The organism is Streptomyces sp. CAI-85 (assembly GCF_013363615.1).
Taxonomy (GTDB): domain Bacteria; phylum Actinomycetota; class Actinomycetes; order Streptomycetales; family Streptomycetaceae; genus Streptomyces; species Streptomyces antibioticus_B.
In genome coordinates this window covers 1-23,649 of record NZ_JAANNX010000017.1, presented here as the reverse complement: position 1 = coordinate 23,649, position 23,649 = coordinate 1, and the positions used below count along the sequence as shown (strand labels likewise).

18 protein-coding genes and 1 pseudogene are annotated in these 23,649 nt (G+C 71.4%); 11 read left to right on the top strand and 8 right to left on the bottom strand.

Features of this window, described 5'->3' with window-relative positions:
• Window positions 1-60 precede the first annotated feature (60 nt).
• Complete coding sequence (locus G6W55_RS20195; protein WP_175522242.1) at window positions 61-570, bottom strand: MarR family winged helix-turn-helix transcriptional regulator; 510 nt, start codon at window positions 568-570, stop codon at window positions 61-63.
• A gap of 162 nt (window positions 571-732) precedes the next feature.
• Here G6W55_RS20195 and ilvA point away from each other — a divergent pair, with 162 nt between their 5' ends.
• From ilvA to G6W55_RS20180, 3 genes are all read left to right on the top strand, one after another.
• Complete coding sequence (gene ilvA, locus G6W55_RS20190) at window positions 733-1,962, top strand: threonine ammonia-lyase (RefSeq protein ID WP_175522241.1); 1,230 nt, start codon at window positions 733-735, stop codon at window positions 1,960-1,962.
• Between the two features lie 174 nt (window positions 1,963-2,136).
• The gene (locus G6W55_RS20185; protein WP_175522240.1) at window positions 2,137-3,150 is read left to right on the top strand and encodes an ATP-binding cassette domain-containing protein; all 1,014 of its coding nucleotides are present in this window, start codon (window positions 2,137-2,139) and stop codon (window positions 3,148-3,150) included.
• The gene (locus G6W55_RS20180) at window positions 3,147-4,016 is read left to right on the top strand and encodes an ABC transporter permease (protein ID WP_175522239.1); all 870 of its coding nucleotides are present in this window, start codon (window positions 3,147-3,149) and stop codon (window positions 4,014-4,016) included. The genes G6W55_RS20185 and G6W55_RS20180 overlap by 4 nt, the downstream gene beginning before the upstream one ends.
• A gap of 72 nt (window positions 4,017-4,088) precedes the next feature.
• On the opposite strand, the gene greA is transcribed toward G6W55_RS20180, so the two are convergent.
• A complete protein-coding gene (gene greA, locus G6W55_RS20175; protein ID WP_030783513.1) occupies window positions 4,089-4,589 on the bottom strand; it encodes a transcription elongation factor GreA in 501 nt (166 codons plus the stop codon).
• A 174-nt stretch (window positions 4,590-4,763) separates the two neighbouring features.
• Window positions 4,764-5,165, bottom strand: coding sequence for a DUF4307 domain-containing protein (locus G6W55_RS20170; protein WP_175522238.1), 402 nt, complete (start codon window positions 5,163-5,165; stop codon window positions 4,764-4,766).
• A gap of 209 nt (window positions 5,166-5,374) precedes the next feature.
• Between G6W55_RS20170 and mca the strand changes: the two genes are divergently transcribed.
• Together mca and G6W55_RS20160 are read left to right on the top strand one after the other, a co-directional pair.
• Window positions 5,375-6,256, top strand: coding sequence for a mycothiol conjugate amidase Mca (mca, locus tag G6W55_RS20165; RefSeq protein WP_175522237.1), 882 nt, complete (start codon window positions 5,375-5,377; stop codon window positions 6,254-6,256).
• Window positions 6,249-6,512, top strand: a complete 264-nt coding sequence (locus tag G6W55_RS20160) for a hypothetical protein (RefSeq protein WP_175522236.1) — start codon at window positions 6,249-6,251, stop codon at window positions 6,510-6,512. The genes mca and G6W55_RS20160 overlap by 8 nt, the downstream gene beginning before the upstream one ends.
• Before the next feature lie 80 nt (window positions 6,513-6,592).
• Here the strand turns inward: G6W55_RS20160 and G6W55_RS20155 are convergent, their stop codons facing one another.
• The gene (locus G6W55_RS20155; protein ID WP_175522235.1) at window positions 6,593-9,832 is read right to left on the bottom strand and encodes a tetratricopeptide repeat protein; all 3,240 of its coding nucleotides are present in this window, start codon (window positions 9,830-9,832) and stop codon (window positions 6,593-6,595) included.
• 143 nt (window positions 9,833-9,975) lie between these two features.
• Between G6W55_RS20155 and G6W55_RS20150 the strand changes: the two genes are divergently transcribed.
• From G6W55_RS20150 to G6W55_RS20130, 5 genes are all read left to right on the top strand, one after another.
• A complete protein-coding gene (locus G6W55_RS20150) occupies window positions 9,976-12,018 on the top strand; it encodes a thioredoxin domain-containing protein (RefSeq protein WP_175522234.1) in 2,043 nt (680 codons plus the stop codon).
• A 205-nt stretch (window positions 12,019-12,223) separates the two neighbouring features.
• On the top strand, window positions 12,224-13,504 hold the full coding sequence (locus G6W55_RS20145; RefSeq protein ID WP_085207765.1) for a glycosyltransferase: 1,281 nt from the start codon (window positions 12,224-12,226) through the stop codon (window positions 13,502-13,504).
• A complete protein-coding gene (locus G6W55_RS20140) occupies window positions 13,501-15,150 on the top strand; it encodes a glycosyltransferase family 39 protein (protein WP_085207764.1) in 1,650 nt (549 codons plus the stop codon). Before G6W55_RS20145 ends, G6W55_RS20140 begins: the two co-directional genes overlap by 4 nt.
• Window positions 15,147-16,340: a glycosyltransferase family 2 protein gene (locus G6W55_RS20135; protein WP_030783539.1), complete on the top strand. Its 1,194-nt coding sequence runs from the start codon at window positions 15,147-15,149 to the stop codon at window positions 16,338-16,340. Before G6W55_RS20140 ends, G6W55_RS20135 begins: the two co-directional genes overlap by 4 nt.
• Window positions 16,337-18,784, top strand: a complete 2,448-nt coding sequence (locus tag G6W55_RS20130) for a galactose oxidase-like domain-containing protein (RefSeq protein ID WP_175522233.1) — start codon at window positions 16,337-16,339, stop codon at window positions 18,782-18,784. Before G6W55_RS20135 ends, G6W55_RS20130 begins: the two co-directional genes overlap by 4 nt.
• A 16-nt stretch (window positions 18,785-18,800) precedes the next feature.
• On the opposite strand, the gene G6W55_RS20125 is transcribed toward G6W55_RS20130, so the two are convergent.
• The 4 genes from G6W55_RS20125 to G6W55_RS20110 all read right to left on the bottom strand — a co-directional run bounded on the left by G6W55_RS20125 (window position 18,801) and on the right by G6W55_RS20110 (window position 22,607).
• A complete protein-coding gene (locus tag G6W55_RS20125; protein WP_030783545.1) occupies window positions 18,801-19,532 on the bottom strand; it encodes a Mut7-C RNAse domain-containing protein in 732 nt (243 codons plus the stop codon).
• 35 nt (window positions 19,533-19,567) lie between these two features.
• Window positions 19,568-20,206: a TetR/AcrR family transcriptional regulator gene (locus tag G6W55_RS20120; protein WP_175522232.1), complete on the bottom strand. Its 639-nt coding sequence runs from the start codon at window positions 20,204-20,206 to the stop codon at window positions 19,568-19,570.
• 5 nt (window positions 20,207-20,211) lie between these two features.
• Window positions 20,212-21,774: an MFS transporter gene (locus G6W55_RS20115; RefSeq protein WP_175522231.1), complete on the bottom strand. Its 1,563-nt coding sequence runs from the start codon at window positions 21,772-21,774 to the stop codon at window positions 20,212-20,214.
• 119 nt (window positions 21,775-21,893) lie between these two features.
• Entirely contained in the window at window positions 21,894-22,607 is a 714-nt protein-coding gene (locus tag G6W55_RS20110; protein WP_175522230.1) for a hemolysin III family protein, read from the bottom strand.
• 339 nt (window positions 22,608-22,946) lie between these two features.
• On the opposite strand from G6W55_RS20110, the pseudogene G6W55_RS20105 reads away from it, so the two are divergent.
• Window positions 22,947-23,649 (top strand): annotated as a pseudogene (locus tag G6W55_RS20105) (phosphoenolpyruvate carboxykinase); the annotation flags it as partial.

Sequence of the window (23,649 nt, the reverse complement as noted above, 5' to 3'; positions counted from 1 at the left end):
TTCGGTCAAGAGCCGCGCACGCGCGGGATACGTGCCGGACGGCGGGGCGCGGGGGCGGACCTACGACGCGGTGGTCCCCGCGTCCGCGCCGGGCAGGCCCTGGGCCGCCATGCGAGCGGACAGGGCGGTGTTGAAGCGGGTCAGGAGCGAGCAGAACGCCTCGCGCTCCTCCGGAGCCCAGTCCTCGGTCAGCTCGGCCATCAACTGGCGGCGCGAGGACCGTACTTCCTCGAGACGGGACTGCCCGCGCGGGGAGAGCTGGAGCACCACGGCCCGCCCGTCCTCGGGGTGCGAGGTGCGCTTGACCAGGCCGGTGTCCACGAGCGGGGCGACCTGCCGGGTGACGGTCGAGGAGTCGATGCCCATGCTCGCGGCGAGCGCCTTGACGCCCATCGGGCCTTCGTTGTCGAGGCGGTTGAGCAGCAGGTACGCGGCACGGTCCATGGAGTTCCGCACCTGCCCCACGCCGCCGAGCCGGGTCTGTTCGGCACGGCGCGCGAACACCGCGACCTCGTGCTGAAGCGTGTCGAGAAGGCCGGTGTCACCGACGGTCGTCATGTCCATCGACATTTCAGGTGTTGTGGGCATGGCCGGGGGCTCACTTCATGAAAGGGCTGCTGGTTGGGGGACAGGGTACGCGGCCGGAAGGCGCACCGTACCTGCCCTTCGGAATCCGGTCTCGGAGGTTGGTCACAGCGGTCGTTCCCGCCTGTGAACTGCGATGCTGGTGTCATGAGCTACGGCACGGCTGACTCCTTGCGGCCCGTCACTCTCGACGACGTCCGCGGCGCCCAGAAGATGCTGTCGGGCGTGGCGCGGACCACCGCGATGGAAGGCAGCCGGTACCTCTCCCGGCTGATCGGCGCGCCGGTGCACCTCAAGTGCGAGAACCTCCAGCGCACGGGCTCCTTCAAACTGCGCGGCGCCTATGTGCGGATCTCCGGGCTGCTGCCCGAGGAGCGGGCCGCCGGGGTGGTCGCGGCCAGCGCGGGCAACCACGCGCAGGGCGTCGCGCTCGCCTCGTCGCTGCTCGGCGTCCGCGCCACCGTGTTCATGCCGCGCGGCGCCCCGCTGCCGAAGATCAGTGCCACCCGCGGGTACGGCGCCGAGGTGCGGCTGCACGGACAGGTGGTGGACGAGACGCTGGCCGCCGCGCAGGAGTACGCGGCGCGCACCGGCGCGGTGTTCATCCATCCCTTCGACCACCCGGACGTGATCGCGGGGCAGGGCACGGTCGGTCTGGAGATCCTGGAGCAGTGCCCGGAGGTCCGCACGATCGTCGTCGGCATCGGCGGCGGCGGTCTCGCGGCCGGGATCGCGGTCGCGGTGAAGGCGCTGCGGCCGGACGTGCGGATCGTCGGGGTGCAGGCGGCGGGCGCGGCGGCGTACCCGCCCTCGCTGGCCGCCGGCTATCCGGTGGCGGTGTCCGCTCCGGCGACGATGGCCGACGGGATCAAGGTCGGCAGGCCCGGTGACGTGCCGTTCGGGATCGTCGCGGACCTGGTCGACGAGGTGCGCACGGTCTCGGAGGACGAGCTGTCCACCGCGCTGCTGCTCTGCCTGGAGCGGGCGAAGCTGGTGGTCGAACCGGCCGGGGCGAGCCCGGTCGCCGCGCTGCTGAGCGATCCCGGCGCCTTCGAGGGGCCGGTGGTGGCGGTGCTGTCCGGCGGCAACGTCGATCCGGTGCTGATGCAGCGGGTGCTGCTGCACGGCATGGCGGCGCAGGGCCGCTATCTCACGGTGAGCGTGCGGCTGACGGACCGGCCGGGTGCCCTCGCCACCCTGCTCGGCGTGCTGACGGTGGTCGACGCCAACGTCCTGGACGTGAGCCATGTGCGGACGGATCCGCGGCTCGGGTTGACCGAGGCGGAGGTCGAACTGCACCTGGAGACGAAGGGCCCGGAGCACTGCACGGAGGTCGGCCGGGCGCTGCACGAGGCGGGCTACACGGTCGTCGGCTGACGCGGGGCGGCTGCCGGCCCCGCCGTCGTGTCACTCGTTCGGGTAAGTCCATTGTGAGACGCGATACATCGCGTTATGGTGTGTCTCGTGGTCGCCCCGCCACGAAAATCCCGCGCACGACGAAATACGCGGACCTAGGCTTTCGGAAGAATCCCCAACGACGTGGAGACCCATATGCCAGGCGCCATCTACGCCGAAGGGCTGGTGAAGACCTTCGGCGACGTCAAGGCCCTCGACGGCGTCGACCTCGACGTCCCGGAGGGCACCGTCCTCGGCCTTCTCGGGCCCAACGGCGCGGGCAAGACCACCACGGTCCGCTGCCTCACCACGCTCTTGCGGCCCGACCGCGGCCGCGCCCAGGTCGCCGGACTCGACGTCCTCAAGCACCCCAACGAGGTGCGCCGCTCCATCGGCCTGTCCGGCCAGTTCGCCGCGGTCGACGAATACCTCACCGGCCGCGAGAACCTCCAGATGGTCGGACAGCTCTACCAGATGAAGGCGAAGGCGGCCAAGGCCCGCGCCGCCGAACTGCTCGAACAGTTCGACCTCACTGACGCCGCCGACCGCACCACCAAGACCTACTCCGGCGGTATGCGCCGCCGCCTCGACCTGGCCGCCGCCCTCGTCGTCTCCCCGCCCGTCATGTTCATGGACGAACCGACGACCGGCCTCGACCCCCGCAACCGCCAACTCCTGTGGGACGTGGTGAAGGACCTCGTGTCCGGCGGTACGACCCTGCTGCTCACCACCCAGTACCTCGAAGAGGCCGACCACCTCGCGCACGACATCGCGGTCGTCGACCACGGCAAGGTCATCGCCCGCGGCACCTCCGACCAGCTCAAGGCCCGCACCGGCGGCGAGCGCGTCGAGGTCGTCGTCCGCGAGCGCGAGGACATCGCCACGGCCCGCGAGGTGCTCGCCGGCTTCGGCAAGGGCGAGACCACCGTCGAGGAACACACCCGCAAACTCACCGTCCCCGTCACCGGCGGCGCGAAGCTCCTCGCCGAGGTCATCAGGGAACTGGACGTCCGCGGCATCGAGATGGACGACATCGGCCTGCGCCGCCCCACCCTCGACGACGTCTTCCTCTCCCTGACCGGACACGCCGCGGAACCGGGCGACGCCCGCGGCGACGACGAGGACGGCACCGGTACAGGCAAGGGCAAGGCCAAGGAGACCGCCGTATGAGCACCCTCACCGACACCGCGCGCGGCACCGCACCCGCCCCCGCCTCCGGCGGCGCGATCGGCCAGTCCGTCCGGGACTCCCTGGTGATCGCCCGCAGGAACCTGATCCGGATGAGCCGGATCCCCGAGATGGTGATCTTCGGGCTCATCCAGCCGGTGATGTTCGTCGTCCTGTTCACATACGTCTTCGGCGGCTCGATGAGCATCGGCGGCTCCACCGACCCGGACGTGTACAAGAACTTCCTGATGGCCGGCATCTTCGCCCAGACCGTCACCTTCGCCACCGCCGGAGCCGGCGCGGGCATCGCCGACGACATGCACAAGGGCCTCATCGACCGGTTCCGCTCGCTGCCCATGGCCCGCGGCGCGGTCCTCACCGGCCGCACCCTCGCCGACCTGGTGCAGACCTCGCTGACCCTGCTCGTCCTGGCGGTCGTCGCCCTCCTGGTGGGCTGGCGCCCCGGCTACGCCGAACCCACCAACGCCGGCAAGATCGCGGCCGCCTTCGGTCTGCTGCTCCTCCTCGGCTACGCGTTCACCTGGATCGGCGCCCTGATCGGCCTGACCGTGAGAACCCCGGAGGCGGCCACCTCGGGCGGCCTGATCTGGCTCTTCCCGGTCACCTTCATCTCCAACGCGTTCGTGGACTCCTCGCAGATGGCGTCCTGGCTGCAACCGATCGCCGAGTGGAACCCGTTCAGCGCCACCGTCCAGGCATGCCGCACCCTCTTCGGCGACCCGGGCGTCTCCCCGTCCGACGCCTGGCCGATGGCCCACCCCGTCTGGGCCTCGATCATCTACTCGATCGTCATCATCGCCATCTTCCGCACCTTGGCAGTCCGCAAGTACCGCTCGGCCACCGCATGACCAAGACGACCGCATGACGAAACCCCCGGCCGCACGGGTGCCGGGGGCTCGTCGGAAAGAAACGGGGAGGGGTCAGCCGCTGTAGGGCTCGGCCTTGAGGATGCGGACCGAGGCCTTCTTGCCGTTGGGCAGTTCGTACTCCGCGTCCTCGCCGACCTTGTGACCGATCACGCCGGTGCCCAGCGGGGACTGGGGCGAGTAGGTCTCGATGTCGGAGCTGGCGTACTCGCGCGAGGCCAGCAGGAAGGTCATCGTGTCGTCCTCGTCGCCGTCGAAGGCGATCGTCACGACCATGCCGGGCGCCACCGCACCGTCCGCGGAGGCCGGGGCCTCGCCGACCTTGGCGTTCTCCAGGAGCTGGGTGAGCTGGCGCACGCGGAGCTCCTGCTTGCCCTGCTCCTCCTTGGCCGCGTGGTACCCGCCGTTCTCGCGAAGGTCGCCCTCCTCGCGCGCGGCCGCGATCTTGGCGGCGATCTCCGTGCGCGCAGGACCAGTAAGGTACTCAAGCTCGACCTTGAGCTTGTTGTACGCCTCCTGGGTCAGCCAGGTGACGGACTCGCTGGTCTGGGTCACAGGTGCTCCTCGTCGGTACTGGGAAGACAAAGCATCGCCCTGCCTCAAGCATGTTCCTCAGCGGAAGGGCGAAACCACGAGCCTAACAATTCAGCGGGCAAAGGGGGAGGACATAAGCCACCAGAATTACGTCGACGCAGGTCAGTGCGGACGTTTTGAGGGGATCGAGCCCGGTCAGCCGGCGTGACAGCCGAGCAGTTCCGCCGTCGTCCCGCGGGCCGTGGTGCGCAGCGTGACGACCTTGTCGATCCGGGTCTCGTCGCCGGAGAAGCGGAAGTCGGCCCGGCCCACCTCGGCGCCGTCCTCGGCCTGAGAGCGGACCGTGCAGTAGCCGCTCGCCCCGGCGTCCTTGCGGACCTCCAGATGCACCCGCACCGCGTCGTCCGAGGTCGCCTTGAAGGTGATCACCTCGGCGCTGATCTTGTTCTGGCCGACGTAGTGGTAGGCGAAGAAGCCGACCACGGCCAGCAGCACCGCGCCGAGCACCCCGCCGAGGATCCTGAGCCTGCGGTCGGCGTGCTCGTCCGAGACCCGGCCGTAGCGGCCCTCGGGCGGTCGCGTGCTCGCCGTACTCATGATCGTCCTCTCGGCTGATCCGGCCCTGGCATCCGGCTGAGCCCTGGCATCCGGCGGACCGGGCCCTGGCGTCCGGCGGGGGCGGACCGCGGTCCCGAATTCGGGTCGTCCCGTCCGGCTCCCGGAATTATTCGCCCCCCGGTTCGGTCACTATAGAAGCCTGCGATCGCGCCGGTGCACACCGGGCGCCGACTTACCGAGGATGAGTCTTGACTGACCAGCTACGACTGATGGCCGTCCACGCCCACCCCGACGACGAGTCGAGCAAGGGCGCGGCCACCATGGCGAAGTACGTGTCCGAGGGGGTGGACGTGCTGGTCGTGACCTGCACGGGCGGGGAGCGCGGCTCCATCCTCAATCCCAAGCTTCAGGGTGACAAGTACATCGAGGAGCACATCCACGAGGTACGCAAGAAGGAGATGGACGAGGCCCGCGAGATCCTCGGCGTCAAGCAGGAGTGGCTCGGCTTCGTCGACTCCGGGCTGCCCGAGGGCGACCCGCTGCCGCCGCTGCCCGAGGGCTGCTTCGCCCTGGAGGACGTCGACAAGGCGGCCGGCGAGCTGGTGAAGCAGATCCGCTCCTTCCGTCCCCAGGTGATCACCACCTACGACGAGAACGGCGGCTACCCGCACCCCGACCACATCATGACCCACAAGATCACGATGGTGGCCTTCGAGGGCGCGGCCGACACCGAGACGTACCCCGAGGCCGAGTTCGGCCCGGCGTACCAGCCGCAGAAGCTGTACTACAACCAGGGCTTCAACCGCCCCCGCACCGAGGCGCTGCACCAGGCGATGCTGGACCGCGGCCTGGAGTCGCCGTACGGGGACTGGCTCAAGCGGTGGAGCGAGTTCGAGCGGGTCGAGCGCACGCTGACCACGCACGTCCCGTGCGCCGACTTCTACGAGATCCGCGATAAGGCGCTGATCGCGCACGCCACGCAGATCGACCCCGACGGCGGCTGGTTCAAGGTCCCGATGGAGATCCAGAAGGAGGTCTGGCCGACGGAGGAGTACGAGCTGGCGAAGACCCTCGTCGGAACGTCCCTCCCCGAGGACGACCTCTTTGCGGGCATCCGCGACAATGCCTGACATGAGCGCAAGCGTGAGCCTGGCAATGACGCATCTCGTCCCCCTCGCCAAGGAGGTCGACGAGAACAAGGTCACCCCCGGCGTCCTCGGCTTCATCGTGTTCGCGGTGATGGCCGTGGCGGTGTGGGGCCTCATGAAGTCGATGAACAAGCACATGGGCAAGGTCTCCTTCGAGGAGACCCCGCCGGCCGAGGACGGCGCGGCGGCGACCACGGCGGCCACCGGCAAGGGCAAGCCCTCCCCGGCCCAGGGCTGACCGAGGCCGCGAGCGGGACATCACGGCCGGCCCGGGCGACAGACCCGGGCCGGTCCGTTCCCGTGCCCCCGCCCCGCCGCCTACGACGACTCCGCCCCCGGCACCGCCACCCCCATCACCTCGCGCGCGTGCCGTCCCGGGATCATGCCGAGGCGCCACGCCTGCCAGCCCGCCTCCAGCCGGACGCCCCGCTCCAGGAGGATCCGGTACGCCTCCGCGCACTCGGTGAGCCTCGGGTCCCGCAGCGGACCCGGCGCCTCGCCCAGCCGGGCCAGTTCCGCCGAGGCCACCGCCGTGCCCACCTCCACGCCGCCCGGTGACGCGTACGGCAGGAGGGTGCAGCGCAGGAAGCGGGCCCAGTCCTCGCCGCGGTGGTCGCCGTAGGAGGTGAAGAGGGACAGGGCCTCGTCGCACAGGGACAGGGCCTGCGGGGTGCGGCTGTTGCCGGCCTCGACGATCGCCAGTTCCAGGCAGGTCCACGCCTCGCCGTGGGCGACGCCGATGCGCTGGAAGTCGGCGCGGGCGTCGACGAGGAGCTGCCGGGCGAAGCCGGAGTTGCGCAGCGAGCCGGTCTGGGCGGCGCGCTGGTCCCGGGTGACGCGCGCCGAGTGGTGCCGGGCGCAGGCCAGGCCGTAGACGTCGCGCATCCGGGAGAACAGCGACCGGGAGCGTTCCAGCTCGCGGACCGCCCGGTCGAGGTCGCCGCGCTCCTCCAGGGCCAGGCCCAGGTGGTACACGGTCCACGCCTCGCCGCGCGCGTCCTCGTTGTCCCGGTGCCGGGCCGCCGCCGTGCGCAGGCCCTCCTCCGCCGCCGGGGCGTCCCCGGCGACCAGCCGGGCCCGCGCGAGCTGGGTCAGGGCCCATGCCTCGCCGCGGGCGTCGCGGGTACGGCCGTACAGACCGAGGGCGTCGCGCAGCTCGCCCTCCGCCAGGGGGACGTCACCGCGCCGCAGATGGAGCTGGCCGAGCTGGAAGTGCGCCCATGCCTCGCCGTGCAGGGAGCCGCCCTCGCGGTGCAGGACCAGGGAGCGGGTGAGCAGGTCCAGGGACTCAGAGAGCCGGGCCCGGTCGCGTTCGACGGCCGCCAGGGCGTGCATGGTCCAGGCGCGGTCGGTGGCCAGCCCGGGCGCCGCCTGGAGGTCCAGCGCCTCCCGCAGCCGGGCCGCCGCCTCGGTGAGGTTGCCCTGGTGGTGCAGGGTGATGCCCAGGGAGCACAGGGCGCGGGCCGCGCCGGCGTCGTGATGGGCCTGGAGGTACAGGTCCACGACCGAGCTGAGGGTCGTCCGCGCCTTGTCCAGTTCGCCGAGCTGCCGGGCCGCGATGCCGGTGCGCCACTGCACGGAGCGCACCAGCAGGTCCTGGCCGACGGCCTGGGCCAGTTCGTTGATCTCGCCGAGCCGGTAGAGGTCGCCGCGCAGCAGGCAGTAGTCGCACAGCGCGCCCAGCAGGCTCAGCACGGCCTCCTCGTCGACGCCCTCGGCCTGCCGCAGGGCCGCGGTGATGAAGCTGGACTCGTCGTCCAGCCAGCGCAGCGCCTCGTCCAGGGAGGTGAAGCCGTGCGGGGTGAAGCGGTCCGAGCGGGTCGACATGTTGCCGTCGACCAGCCGCAGGACGGAGTCGGCGAGTTCGGCGTGGCTGACGATCAGCCGTTCCTGGGCGGCCGTGCGCTCGGCCGGCTCCTCCTCGTCCAGGAGCCGGGCACGGGCGAAGGCGCGGACCACGGCGTGCAGACGGTAGCGGTCGCCGCGCACCCGGTCGACGAGTCCGGCGTCGGCGAGCGCCGTGAGCAGCCGGGTCGCCTCCTCGCGGTCGGTGGCGAGCAGCGCGGCGGCCGCGGCGGCACCGAGCGAGGCCCGGCCGGCGAGCGCGAGCCGGCGCAGCAGCCGGCGGGCCGGTTCGGGCTGGTCGGTGTAGCGCAGCCACAGGGCGCGCTCCGCCGGTTCCACCGGGCCGTAGGCGGCCAGGTCGGAGGCGAGGGCGCGCGGGGAGCGCGGGCCCAGTGAGGAGCCGGCGATGCGCAGCGCCAGCGGGAGTCCGCCGCACAACTCCCTGATGCGGTCGGCGGATTCGGCGTCGTAGGGGCCCGAGGCGTCCTGTGCGGCGGTGCCGAGGAGTTCCTCGGCGCCGGCCGCCTCCAGCGGGAGCACCGGCACTTCGTGCACCTGCGCGGACAGGTCGGCGGGCAGGTCGAGCGGGGTCCGGGCGGTCACCAGGACGAGGCTCTCGGAGCGTTCCGGGACGAGCGCGCGGACCTGCTCCGGGTCGTGGGCGTCGTCCAGGACGATCGTGACGGGCAGCCCGGTCAGATGCTGCTGGTACAGCTCGCCGAGCCGTTTGACCTGCTGGTCGGGGGAGGTGCGCTCCCGGAAGAGGAGCTGCTCGCGGGGCGCGCCGAGCCGGTTCAGCAGATGCAGCAGCGCGTCCCGGGTGGTGAGCGGCCGGGTGGCGAGGGTCCCCTCGCGCGTGCCCTCCCGGATGCCCTCACCTACGCCCTCCTGGGCGCCGTCGCCGCGCAGATCGACCACGCAGGCGCCGCGGAACTGGTCGCGCAGCTCGTGCGCGGCGCGGATCGCGAGCGCGCTGCGGCCGCTGCCGGGCGGGCCGTGCAGGACGACGACCACCGGCCGGGTCGCGGTGCCGGCCCGGGCCGCCTGCACCCACTGCCGGATCCGCGCCAGTTCCTCCCGCCGCCCCGCGAACGGCCCCGCCGGATCGGGAAGTTGGCCGAACGACTGCTCAAGTACCGTCCGCCCGCGGGCCGCCGCGCTCTTGTCCGTGCCGCGCAGCCGCGGTCCCGGCCGCTTCTTCGGCCCGGTCGTCGCGCCCAGCATCCGCTGCTGGTCCAGGAACGGGCGGATGCCCCGCACCTCCAGCGCGGTCAGCCACTGGAGCCGCAACTGCTCGGCACCGCCGGGCGGGACCTCGGCGGGCCGGTGCGTGCCGGCGGCCTTCACCACGGTCGTGGCGGCGCCGACGACCCCGACGGCGACCCCCGCGCCGAGCGCCGTGCCGGGCCCGGTGCCCAGCGCCAGGTCGGCGACGGTGGTGGTGACCGCGGCGACGCCCGCCACCAGCAGCGGGGTCCGCCCGCCCGCCCGCGCCGAGCGTCGCACGAGGCCGCTCCGGCCCGCCTCCGTCGCGTCCGCGGCACGCGCGTACGCCTCGTACTCCTCGGCCGCGCTGCTCGCCATGGCGTCCAGCGCACCCCGGGCCCGGGTCATCAGCGCCTGCCGGTCGGTACGGCCCCCGGAACGCCGCACCTCCTCCTCCACGGCCCGAGTCAGCAGTCGTTCGGCGTCCGTCCTGTGGCTGTCCCGCACGTCCCGTCTCCCCCTCCAACGGTCACAGCGTCCGTGGCTCAAGTGTGCGGGTGAGGGGCTGCGGGGCGCGAGGGTGCGAACGGACCCGCGTTCACGCCAGGTCGAGAGCGGCGACCGGAGCCCCGGTGCGCGAGGATGGCCGTATGCCGAACCGCCTTGCTGACGAGACGTCCCCGTATCTGCTCCAGCACGCCGAGAACCCCGTCGACTGGTGGCCCTGGTCCCCGGAGGCGTTCGAGGAGGCCCGGCGGCGGGACGTGCCGGTGCTGCTGAGCGTGGGGTATTCGAGCTGCCACTGGTGCCACGTCATGGCCCACGAGTCCTTCGAGGATCAGGAGACGGCCGATCTGGTCAATGCCGGCTTCGTGGCCGTCAAGGTCGACCGGGAGGAGCGGCCGGACGTCGATGCCGTGTACATGGAGGCCGTGCAGGCGGCCACCGGGCAGGGCGGGTGGCCGATGACCGTGTTTCTCACGCCCGACGCCGAGCCGTTCTACTTCGGGACCTACTTCCCGCCCGCGCCCCGGCACGGCATGCCGTCCTTCCGGCAGGTGCTGGAGGGGGTGCGGCAGGCGTGGGACGGGCGGCGGGACGAGGTCGCGGAGGTCGCCGGGAAGATCGTGCGGGATCTGTCGGGCCGTGAGATCTCCTACGGCGACGGCAGCCCGCCCGGGGAGCAGCAGCAGGCGCAGGCGCTGCTGGGGCTGACCCGGGAGTACGACGCGCAGCGCGGCGGGTTCGGCGGGGCGCCGAAGTTCCCGCCGTCCATGGTGATCGAGTTCCTGCTGCGCCATCACGCGCGCACCGGTGCCGAGGGCGCGCTCCAGATGGCCCGGGACACCTGTGAACGGATGGCGCGGGGCGGTCTCTACGACCAGCTCGGCGGCGGCTTCGCCCGGTACTCCGTCGACCGCGACTGGATCGTGCCGCACTTCGAGAAGATGCTGTACGACAACGCGCTGCTGTGCCGGGTGTACGCCCACCTGTGGCGGGCCACGGGGTCCGAGCCGGCGCGCCGGGTCGCGCTGGAGACGGCCGACTTCATGGTGCGTGAACTGCGCACCGCCGAGGGCGGGTTCGCCTCCGCACTGGACGCCGACAGCGACGACGGGACCGGGCGGCACGTCGAGGGCGCCTACTACGTGTGGACGCCGGGGCAGTTGGCCGAGGTGCTCGGTGAGGACGACGCGCGCACGGCCGCCGAGTACTTCGGGGTGACCGAGGAGGGCACCTTCGAGGAGGGCGCCTCGGTGCTGCAACTCCCGCAGCAGGAGGGCGTGTTCGACGCGGAGAAGGTGGCCGGGATCAGGGCGCGGCTGCTGGCGCGAAGGGCCGAGCGGCCCGCGCCCGGCCGGGACGACAAGGTCGTGGCCGCCTGGAACGGCCTCGCGATCGCCGCGCTGGCCGAGACCGGCGCCTACTTCGGCCGGCCGGATCTGGTCGAGGCCGCCGTCGGCGCCGCCGATCTCCTCGTGCGGCTCCATCTCGACGACCAGGCACGGCTGTTCCGCACCAGCAAGGACGGCCGGGCCGGCGCCCACGCGGGCGTGCTGGAGGACTACGGCGACGTCGCCGAGGGGTTCCTCGCGCTCGCCTCGGTGACGGGGGAGGGCGTCTGGCTGGAGTTCGCCGGTCTGCTGCTCGACCATGTGCTCGCCCGTTTCACCGACCCGGAGTCCGGCGCCCTGTTCGACACCGCCGAGGACGCCGAGCGGCTCATCCGGCGCCCGCAGGACCCCACCGACAACGCGGCGCCCTCCGGCTGGACCGCCGCCGCGGCCGCGCTGCTGTCGTACGCCGCCCAGACCGGCTCGGAGCCGCACCGTACGGCCGCGGAGAGGGCCCTCGGGGTCGTCGCGGCGCTCGGCCCGCGGGTGCCCCGGTTCGTCGGCTGGGGACTGGCCGCCGCGGAGGCGCTGCTCGACGGTCCGCGCGAAGTCGCCGTCGTGGCAGAGAGGTTCGAGGGGTTCGAGGACGAGGCGGCGCGGGAGCTGCTCCGGACGGCGCTGCTGGGCACCGCCCCGGGCGCTGTCGTAGCCTATGGGGCCACGGACAGTGACGAGTTTCCGTTGCTCGCCGGACGGCCGCTGCGCGACGGTGAACCGACGGCGTACGTCTGCCGTAACTTTACGTGTGACGCTCCGACGACCGATCCGGAGCGTCTGCGCACCGCGCTGAACGGCTGAAACGCATCGGTGACAGGCCCTGACAGACGCGGAAGGTGAGCGTCTGTTCGGGATAAGTCCGGTTACCGGCAGGTCAGTTGCGAAACAAGCTATTTATCGGAAGATCCCCCGCGGTTCACAGTTTCCCCCTAATCTCCTCACAGTGACGCGACGCCTGTGACAGGCCGTCGCGACAGGGGGTAGTGAGATCTGGGGGGATCTTGTTTTGCTGACGTCTGTCTTCATCACCGCCATATCCCTGGCCTTGTTCTGGATGGCGGCCTTCACCCTGTGGTGGCAGATGCACGCGTGGCGTACGCCCGAAGTGCTCGCCTCCACTCGGTTCAGCAGTCCGGACGGGGACGAACACGTCTCCTTCTCGCTGCTGCTTCCCGCACGGCACGAACAGGCCGTGCTGGACCACACGATCCAGCGCCTGCTGGAGTCCACGCACACCGACTTCGAGATCATCGTCATCGTGGGCCACGACGACCCCGAGACCACGGCGGTGGCCGAGCGGGCCGCCGCCCGTGACACCCGGGTCCGGGTCGTCGTCGACACCCACGAGAAGAAGAACAAGCCGAAGGCCATGAACACGGCGCTGCCGCACTGCCGCGGCGACGTCGTCGGGGTCTTCGACGCCGAGGACCAGGTCCACCCGGAGCTGCTCGCCCACGTCGACCACGCCTTCCGCACCACCGGCGCGGACGTCGTCCAGGGCGGCGTCCAGCTCATCAACTTCCACTCCAGTTGGTACAGCCTGCGCAACTGCCTGGAGTACTTCTTCTGGTTCCGCTCCCGGCTCCATCTGCACGCGCAGAAGGGCTTCATCCCGCTCGGCGGCAACACCGTCTTCGTCCGCACCGACGTGCTGCGGGCCGCCGACGGCTGGGACCCCAACTGCCTCGCCGAGGACTGCGACCTGGGCGTCCGCCTGTCCAGCGTCGGCAAGAAGGTCGTCGTCGCCTACGACTCCGACATGGTGACCCGCGAGGAGACCCCGGGCTCCCTGATGTCGCTGCTCAAGCAGCGCACCCGCTGGAACCAGGGCTTCCTCCAGGTGTACCGGAAGAAGGACTGGAAGCAGCTCCCCGGCTTCGGGCAGCGCCTCCTCGCCCGCTACACCCTCATGACGCCCTTCCTACAGGCGTTCTCCGGCGTGATCATCCCGCTCAACGTGGCGATCGCGCTCTTCCTCGACGTCCCCGTCGGCATCGCCTTCGTCACCTTCCTGCCGGCCGTGACCGCGCTCGTCACCTTCGTCTTCGAACTCGTCGGACTGCACGACTTCGGCAAGCAGTACGGCCTGCGCGTCCGGTTCGTCCACTACGTCAAGCTCGTCGTGGGCGGCCCCTTCTACCAGGTGCTCCTCGCGGGAGCGGCCCTGCGCGCCGTCTGGCGCGAGCAGCGCGGCCGCAACGACTGGGAACTGACCGAGCACACCGGGGCGCACCTGACCGACGCGGCACCCGAACCCGCAGTGACCCGAGAGGACGTTCCTGCGTGACCTCCACCCTTCCCGCGGTGACCACAGCCAAGGTCCCCGCGCAGCGCCGACCTGTGCCTGATACGCGTCCGACCGGCCGAACAGCCCCGCCGAAGCGGCTCCGCTCGTCCCGTCCCGACCTCCTGCTCTGCGGTGTCCTCCTGGTGGCGATCCTCGTCGTCCAGGGCTGGAACATCGCCGACTACCCCACCCTCAGCGACGACGAGGGCACCTACCTCGCCCAGGCGTGGGCCGTCCAGGAGGGCCGCGGCCTCGCCCACTACACCTACTGGTACGACCACCCGCCGTTCGGCTGGATCCAGCTCGCCCTGCTCACCTGGATCCCCAAGCTGATCAGCCCCGAGTCGATGACCGTCGGCACCATGCGCGCCGCGATGCTCGTGGTCAGCGCCGTCAGCGCGGTCCTCGTCTACGTCCTCGGCCGGCGGCTGTCGCTGCCGCGCTGGGCCGCCGGACTCGGCATGGCCCTGTTCGGGCTCTCCCCGCTGTCCGTCGTCCTCCAGCGGGAGATCTTCCTCGACAACCTCGCCGTGATGTGGACGCTCCTCGCGTTCACCCTGGCCGCCTCGCCCAGCCGTCACCTCTGGCACCACTTCGGCGCCGGCATCGCCGCCGCGACGGCCGTGCTCACCAAGGAGACGATGCTCTTCGTCCTCCCCGCGGTCCTGGTCACCATGTGGCGCCACAGCCACCGCGACACCCGCAAGTTCGCCGTCACCGGCGCCGTCACCGCCTGCGCCCTGATCGGCTTCTCGTACCCGCTGTTCGCCCTCCTCAAGGGCGAGCTGTTCCCCGGCAGCGGCCATGTCTCCCTCTGGGACGGCATCAAGTACCAGATGACCAGGCCCGGTTCGGGCTTCATCCTGGACGCCGGCTCCGGCTCGCACGGCGTCCTCCAGTCCTGGCTCTACTACGACCGCGTCCTGATCGTCGGCGGCCTCGCCGGCGCCCTGCTGCTCCTGCTGACCTGGCGCTGGTCGGTCACCGCCCGCGCCCTGGCCGGACCCTCCCTCGCGGTGGCCATCCTCGGCCTGGTCGCGATGCGGCCCAGCGGCTACCTGCCCGCGATGTACGTCATCCAGGCGCTGCCCTTCCTCGCCCTGGTCCTCGCCGCCGCCGCGGCCAGCGTCGCCCACGGCGTGCTCCGCCGGTGGCGCCGCCCGGACGAGGTCCGCTGGAGAACGGGCGGCCGCTACGCCCTCGCCGTCGTCCTCGCCCTGGCCGCCGGCGCCTACGTCGTCCCGCACTGGTACGACGGCAACCGCACCGCCCTCACCGCCGACGCCAACGCCCCCTACCAGGCCGCCTCCAAGTGGCTGGCCACCGAGGTGGAGAACCCGGCCGACACCCGGGTCCTGGTCGACGACGCGCTCTGGCTGGACCTCGTGCACGCCGGCTACCGGCCGGGCCTCGGCGCGATCTGGTTCTACAAGGCCGACCTCGACCCCGCCGTCACCAAGACCCTGCCGAACGGCTGGCGGGACATCGACTACGTCGTCGCCTCCCCGACCGTACGGCGTGACGCCCGCGACCTGCCGAGCGTGGGCGCCGCCCTCGAACACTCGACGCCCGTGGCCACCTTCGGCACCGGCGAGGACCGGATCGAGATCCGGCGGATCCAGACCGTCTCCGGAGGCGTCCGATGAGCCACGACCACACCGAGTCCACCGCACCCGTCCCCGATCTGCGCACCGCCGAACTCGCCGAACCGGCCGCCGTCACCATCGTCGTCCCGACCTTCAACGAGTCCGCGAACATCCGCCGTCTGCTGCACCTGATCACCGACTCGGTGCCCGGCCGGCTGCCCTGCGAGGTCGTCTTCGTGGACGACTCCACCGACGACACCCCCGAGGTCATCCGGGACGCGGCCAAGGACTGCCCGTACCCGGTCACCGTCATCCACCGCGAGGTGCCCGCCGGCGGGCTCGGCGGCGCGGTCGTCGAGGGCATGAAGGCCGCCGGGTCGGACTGGATCGTCGTCATGGACGGCGACTGCCAGCACCCGCCCTCCCTGGTACCGGAGCTGGTCGCCACCGGCGAACGCTCCGGCGCCGGACTGGTCGTCGCCTCCCGGTACATCAAGGGCGGCAGCCGCGCCGGACTCGCCGGCAGCTACCGGGTCGCCGTCTCCCGCGGCGCGACCTGGCTCACCAAGTCCCTGTTCCCGCGCCGGCTGCACGGCATCAGCGATCCGATGAGCGGCTTCTTCGCGATCCGGCGCAGCGCCGTCACGGCGGACGTCCTCAAACCGCTCGGCTACAAGATCCTCCTCGAACTCGCCGTCCGCAGCAGGCCGCGCGGGGTCAGCGAGGTCCCGTTCGTCTTCCAGGACCGCTTCGCCGGCGAGTCCAAGTCCTCCGCACAGGAGGGCCTGCGCTTCCTGCGCCATCTGGCCGGGCTGCGCACCGCCTCCCCGGCCGCCCGCATGGTCGGCTTCGGCCTGATCGGCCTGAGCGGCTTCCTGCCGAACCTGCTCGGCCTGTACGCCCTCACCGCCGCGGGACTGCACTACGTACCGGCGGAGATCCTCGCCAACCAGCTCGGCGTGGCCTGGAACTTCGTCCTCATCGAACACCTGCTGTTCCGCGACCGCCGCGCCCACCGCCGCTGGTGGGACCGGGTCGGCCGGTTCGCGCTGCTCGCCAACGCCGACCTGGTGCTGCGCATCCCGCTGATCGCGCTGTTCGTGCACCGCTTCGGGATGGACGCGCTGTCCGCGACCGCGCTGGCGCTGGTGACCACGTTCGTCCTGCGCTTCGCCGGCACGGAAGCGCTGGTCTACCTCCCGCGCAAGGGACTGCGCAGGAGCCGTTCCACCGCAAGGAGCACTGCGTGAACAGACGCCGTAGGAGAACCGCCGTCCTGGCGGTGACGGCCCTCACCGGAGGGCTGTTGCTGTCAGGACCACAACCCGCCTCCGCCGCCAACCTCATCACCAACCCCGGCTTCGAGACCGCCGGCACCGACGGAATGCCGCACTGCTGGGAGAAGTCCGGCTGGGGCGACAACGACTTCACCTTCGAGCACACCTCCGACGCCCACACCGGGTCCAAGGCGATGAAGGTGACCCTGACCCGGCGGGTGGACGGCGACCGCAAGGCGCTGATCACCGAGTCCGCGGCCTGCGCGCCCACGGTGACACCGGGCAAGCAGTACGACCTGTCCCTCTGGTACAAGTCGACGACGCCCGACACCGCCGTCACCCTGTTCCGGCACGACACCACGGCCGGCTGGCAGTACTGGACCGACCTCAAGACGCTGGAGACGGCCGCCGCCTGGACCGAGGCGTCGGTGCGCACCCCCGAGGTGCCCGCCGGCACCGACCAGATCACCTGGGGCGTCTCCGTCTACGGCACCGGCTCGGCCACCACCGACGACTACACGATGGAGCAGGTCCCCGACGTCCTGCCGCCCGCCGCCTGCACCGGCACCGCCGACGAGTGCGCCAACGGCCGCTGGGACGTGCTGCCCACCGAGAACCCGGTGCGCTCCATGCACTCCGTGGTCCTGCACAACGGCAAGGTGCTGCTGATCGCCGGCTCCGGCAACAGCGAGGAGCAGTTCGAGGCGGGCACCTTCACCTCCGCGGTGTACGACCCGGCCAACGGCAGCTACAAGGTCATCCCCACCCCGAAGGACATGTTCTGCGCCGGACACGTCCAGCTCCAGGACGGGCGCGTCCTCGTGATGAGCGGCAACAAGGCGTACCCGGTGCCCGGCGGACACGGCTACGAGGGCTTCAAGGACTCGTACATCTTCGACCCGGCCACCGAGAGCTACATCAAGACCAACGACATGAACGACGGCCACTGGTACCCGTCGGCCACCATCATGGGCAACGGTGACGTGCTGTCCTTCGGCGGTCTGCGCGAGGACTCCACCGGCTCGGTCACCGCGGAGCTGTTCTCCCAGGAGGAACAGCAGTGGCAGCCGCTGTGGAAGGTCAACCAGACCTGGTCGTACTGGGGCCTGTACCCGTCGATGATCCTCATGCAGGACGGCCGGCTCTTCTACTCCGGCAGCCATGTCTTCGGCAACAACATCCCGGGCACCGGCGCCGCGATCTACGACTACGACGCCAACACCGTCACCCAGGTCCCCGGTCTCCAGAACAAGGACCAGCGCGACCAGTCGGCGAGCGTGCTGCTGCCCCCGGCGCAGGACCAGAAGGTCCTCACCCTCGGCGGCGGCAACATCGACTCCAACCCGGACGCCAACCGGCTGACCGACGTCATCGACCTCAAGCAGCCCGACCCCACGTACGTGGCCGGACCGCCGATCCCGCAGGGCACGGTCGACCTCGGCGCCGGCAAGGTCCCGCAGACCGGCGCCCAGGGCAAGATGTACGTCTCCGCCGTGCTGCTGCCCGACGGCAAGGTCCTGGAGACCGGCGGCGCGCTGCACAACCGGGCCGATCCGGTCTTCGAGTCCTCGCTCTACGACCCCGAGACCAACACCTTCGACCCGGTCACCGCCGATCCGCAGGCCCGCGGCTACCACTCGTCGTCGTTCCTGCTGCCCGACGGCCGGGTGATGTCCACCGGTGACAACCCGGGCAACGGCACCTGGAACCACAACGTGTCGATCTACACCCCGCCCTATCTCCTCAAGGGCACCCGGCCGACGATCACCTCGGTCATCGACACCGAGTGGAACTACGGCGACACCCAGCGGATCACCGTGGACCGGCCCATCGCCAAGGCGGAGCTGATCCGCCCGGCGGCGGTCACCCACTCCTCCGACCCCAACCAGCGGTTCGTGGACCTGCCGCTCTCGGTCGACGGCAACAACATCGACCTGAACGTGACGAGCAACCCCAACCTGGCCCCGCCCGGCTGGTACATGCTCTTCGCGGTGGACGCCAACGGCGTGCCGTCGGTGGCCAAGTGGGTGCACCTCCAGGGCCCGGCCGCGCTCACCGCGGACTCCCCGTCGACGTTCTCCGTCTCGGACGGCACGACGGCCGCCCCGCACGTCCACACCTTCGCCGACGACCTGTCCGGCAAGGTCACCGGGCCCGGCAAGAAGCGGACCTCGCAGAAGGTCGCCCCGACCGTGTCCGGCTGCGACCGGCACTACGGGTCGATCAACGTGTGCGTGCCCACGGCCTTCCCCAAGAAGGTCAAGGCGACCGCGGCCGCCCGCTGCACCTGGCTCAAGGCGAACGACTACGGCCGCCTGGAGGTCAACGGCAAGGACGACCCGCTGCGCATCGACCCGAACCGGGACGGCGTGGCCTGCGGAAAGGGTGATGTGACCAAGAGTCAGCGGCTGTCCTAGCCGCTGCCGGCCGCTGCTAGCGGTCGCCGGCGAACTCGCTGAGGGCGCGCTCCACGATGGCTTCGAGCTGTTCGTGGTGCGCGCCCTTCCAGTACGCCCGCCCGCACGCCGAGCACTGCGCGAACACGTCGTAGGACCGCCGGGTGCCGTGCTCCAACTGGTCGGCGACCTCGTCCTTGGTGGCCTCGCGCAGCATGCCGTTGCAGGCGGTGCAGCGCGTCCACGGGCGCAGCTCGGGCGCGAACCGGGCCAGGACGTCGCGCAGTTGCTCGTCCGGGCTGGTGCTGTAGACGAACGCGCCCGCCCACAGCTCACGGCGGCGCAGCAGGCCCCGGTCGCGGCTGAGCATCACCCGCCGCTCGGCGGCCGAGCGGGCGGCGAGCGCGGGATCGCCGATGTCCGTCGACTCGTAGGCGGTGTCCACGCCGAGCAGCCGCAGCCTGCGGGCCAGGGTGCCGAGGTGGACGTCGAGGAGGAAGCGCAGCGGGGCGCCGGGCACCCGCTGCGGGCGCTCGACCGGGCGGACGGCGACCGCCTCGCCGTCCGCCGGGACATGGGAGACGGCCACCGCGCGGCCGTCCACGAGCAGGGTGCCGACCTCGGTCAGCGGCACCCCGAGCGACTCGACGACATGGCCGAGCGTGGAGACGCCGTCGACGGCCAGCGCGGTGGCGCCGGAGCGGCGGGCGTGCGGGACGAACAGGGCCAGCTCGGGGGCGACTTCGACGTGGATCTGCGCTGCGTTCACCCCGCCAGGATGGCACGGGGGAGGGGTGGGCGGCCTCAGTGTTTTCCGGCCGGCAGCCCGTGTTCCAGGACCGTCAGGGTGCGGTCGACGAGGGTCTCGAAGTCGTCCCGGTGGCCGTTCTCCGCCCAGTACAGGGACGTCTCCATCAGACCGCCGATCAGGGACATGGCGTAGACGCGGACCTCCAGGCTGTCGGGGTCGCCGCCGGTGCGCTCGGCGATGGCGGTGCACAGCAGCCGGCCGGTGACCGACATGCTCTCCATCATCCGGGAGCGCACGGCGGGCACCTGGACCATCAGATGGGTGCGCAGGCGGGCCACCTCGGCGTCCTCCTCGACGCCGGTGCGGACGGCCTCCCGCATCACCCAGCGCAGGGCGTCCGTCCACGGCTCGTCCGCAGGGCGGGCCCGCAGCTCCTCCAGCAGGACCTGGTCGTACTCGTCGGTGAGGACGATGTCCTCCTTGGTGGGGAAGTACCGGAAGACGGTCGACGGCGACACCTCGGCCCGCTCGGCGATCTGGTCGATCGTCGTGGTGTCGTACCCCTGCTCCCTGATCAGCGCGTACGTCGCGGTGCGGATCGCCTCGCGGGTCTTGGTCTTCTTGCGTTCGCGCAGGCCCGGCCGGGGGGTCCGGGGGCGTTCTGCGGGGGAGGTGGTGCGTGCGGCCGTCATGGACCTCATTGTCGGGCATCGGCCGTGGGCGCGGCCATGTCGTCGTCCGCGCTCTCCGCGTCCCGTCCGGCCTGTGCGGCGGGCAGGAACGCGGCGGCCAGCAGCGCCGCGACCAGGGCGGCCGCCCCGCAGACCAGCAGGACGAGGGTCATGCCGTGGACGTAGGCGCCGTTCGCGGAGGCGGCGAGGTGCGCGGAGCCGGCCCTCTCGGCGATCAGATGCGCGGCGACCACGGACTCCCCGGCGGTGTGGGCGGCGTCGGCGGGCAGTCCGGTGACGTCGAGCCGGTCGCGGAAGGCGCCCGCGAGCAGGCTGCCGAGCAGGGCGACCCCGATCGCGCCGCCCACCTGCCGCAGCGTCATCAGCAGTCCGGAGCCGCTGCCGGCCCGGTCGGCGGGCAGGGTGGTGAGGGCGCCGGCCATCGCGGGGACGACGGAGAAGCCGAAGCCGACCCCGACGAAGGTCAGCCACAGCGCGGTGAAGCCGTAGCCGGACCCGGCCGTCGTACGGCTGCCGAGGAACGCGGCGAAGGCCATCACCACGAGTCCGGCGGTCACCGCGGCCCGGGCCCCGAAGCGGTCCACGACCGGCTGGGCGGCGCGCGCGGCGACGATCAGCCCGGCCATCAGCGGCAGCAGCCGTACCCCGGTGCCGAGGGCGTCATGGCCGAGGACCGCCTGGAGGTAGGGCGGCAGCACGAACATCAGGCCGGACAGCACGAACATCACCAGCGTCGCGGCGAGGGTGTTGAACAGGAACCCGCGGTGGGCGAGGAGCCCCATGTCGAGCATCGGCCGCGCGACCCGCCGTTCCCGCACCACGAGGGCGGCGATCAGGACCGCCGAGGCGGCCAGCAGGGCGAGGATCAGCGGGTCGGACCAGCCGCGGGCGGGCGCCTCGATGATCGCGTAGATCAGGGTGCCGAGGCCGGCCGCGGTGAGCGCGGTGGACAGGGCGTCGACCCGGGGCGAGGAGGGGTCGCGGGTCTCGGGCAGCAGCAGGACGCAGGCGGCGATGCCGAGGGCGGCCATCGGGACGTTGATCAGGAAGACCGAGCCCCACCAGAAGTGGCCGAGCAGCCAGCCGCCCAGGATCGGGCCGAGCGGCAGACCGAGCGTGGACCCGGCCGAGACGATGCCGACGGCCTTGGTGCGCTCCCCGGGCGGGAACAGCGAGGGCAGCACGGAGAGCGCGAGCGGGGTGACCAGCGCGGCCCCGACGCCCATCAGGGCGCGGGCGGCGATCACCCACCGCACGTCCCCGGCGAGCGCGCCGAGCGCCGATCCGGCGAGGAAGACGCCGAGTCCGGCGACGAGCATCCGGCGCCGTCCGAACCGGTCGCCGAGCAGTCCGGCCGGGAGCATCAGGGCCGCGAAGACGACGATGTAGGCGTCCGCCATCCACTGCTGTTCGCCGGTGCCGGCGCCGAGTTCGGCGGCCATGGTCGGCAGGGCCACGTTGAGGATCGTCATGTCGAAGCCGAGCGTCAGCATGCTCGCGACCAGGGCGCCCAGGGCCCACCAGCGACGGGGGTGGGGCGTGACGGTTGCTGTAGTGACAGTGTCCATGAAATGAGAGTAACTCTCAAAATCGAGTCACAGTCAAAATTGACCCTGTGTGGGGTATCGGAAGGCATGAAAAATGGCCACGGCTCGGAAGCCGTGGCCAGGAGAAGGCTGAAAATCGCCTATGTGTGCTGGTACGCCACCAGCGAGATGCCGACGTAGTGGACGACGAACGCGGCCAGCGTGAAGGAGTGGAACACCTCGTGGAAGCCGAACCAGCGCGGTGACGGGTTCGGCCGCTTGATGCCGTAGATCACACCGCCCGCGCTGTAGAGGAGCCCGCCGACGATCACCAGGACCAGCACGGCGATACCGCCGGTGCGCATGAAGTCCGGCAGGAAGAAGACGGCCGCCCAGCCCATCGCGATGTAGCAGGGCGTGTAGAGCCAGCGCGGGGCGCCCACCCAGAACACCCGGAAGGCGATGCCCGCGAGGGCCGCGCCCCAGATGCCCCACATCAGCCACTGGCCCTTGGTCTCCGGCAGGAGCAGCAGGGTGAGCGGGGTGTAGGTGCCCGCGATGATCAGGAAGATGTTGGCGTGGTCCAGGCGGCGCAGCACACCGTCCATCCGCGGGCTCCAGTCGCCCCGGTGGTAGAGCGCGCTCACGCCGAACAGCAGGCAGGCGGTCAGGGCGTAGATCCCGCAGGCGATCCGCCCGCGGGTGGAGTCGGCCAGGGCGGTGAGCACCAGACCGGCGATGAGCGCGGCCGGGAACATGGCCAGATGCAGCCAGCCGCGGAGCTTGGGCTTGACCGGATGCGGCAGGGACAACGCGACGGGGCCGCGGCCGGCGGCCGGTGTGTCCGTGGAGGCGTCGGGGGCGGGCGCAGTCATGGGCGGCATCGTACCTACGGACCCGTAAGTTACGGATCAGGGTCGGCGGTTGAGGGGCGAAGAGTGGCCATCATCTCACGCGGGCCGCCGGCGGGCCCGGCCGGGATCCCTCAAAAGAATCTTCAGCGGGACGTCAAGCGGACGCAAAGAACGCGGGTTATGCGTGGCGATCCTCACGTCGCTCACCTGTGATGCCTTCTGGACAGATGGGCGCGAGCGTCGGATGATCAGATGAGTGCGGTCGGCACCGGATGAGCGCCGAAGATCGGGAATCGTGCAGCATCCGGGCCGCAGCCCCCACGGGGCCTCCAACAAAAAACCCCTCATCTAGGAGCAATCGTGGCGCGCGACATCGCGGCTCCCTCCGTCCCGACCAACCACCAGGAACTGATCTCGTGGGTCCACGAGATCGCCGAACTGACCCAGCCGGACAGCGTGGTCTGGTGCGACGGATCCGAGGCCGAGTACGAGCGGCTGTGCGGCGAGCTGGTCGAGAAGGGCACCTTCCGCCGGCTCGACCCGATCAAGCGCCCCAACTCCTACTACGCCGCCTCCGACCCCACCGACGTCGCCCGCGTCGAGGACCGGACCTTCATCTGTTCCGAGAAGGAGCAGGACGCGGGGCCCACCAACCACTGGAAGAACCCTGCCGAGATGCGGGAGATCTTCGCCGGTGACAAGGGCCTGTTCCGCGGCTCGATGCGCGGCCGCACGATGTACGTCGTCCCCTTCTGCATGGGCCCGCTCGGCTCCCCGCTGTCCGCGATCGGCGTGGAGATCACCGACTCTGCGTACGTCGCCGTGTCCATGCGCACCATGACCCGCATGGGACAGCCGGTGCTGGACGAACTCGGCACCGACGGCTTCTTCGTCAAGGCCGTGCACTCCCTCGGCGCCCCGCTGGCGGAGGGCGAGGCCGACGTGCCGTGGCCGTGCAGCACGACCAAGTACATCTCGCACTTCCCCGAGGACCGCGAGATCTGGTCCTACGGCTCCGGCTACGGCGGCAACGCCCTGCTCGGCAAGAAGTGCTACGCCCTGC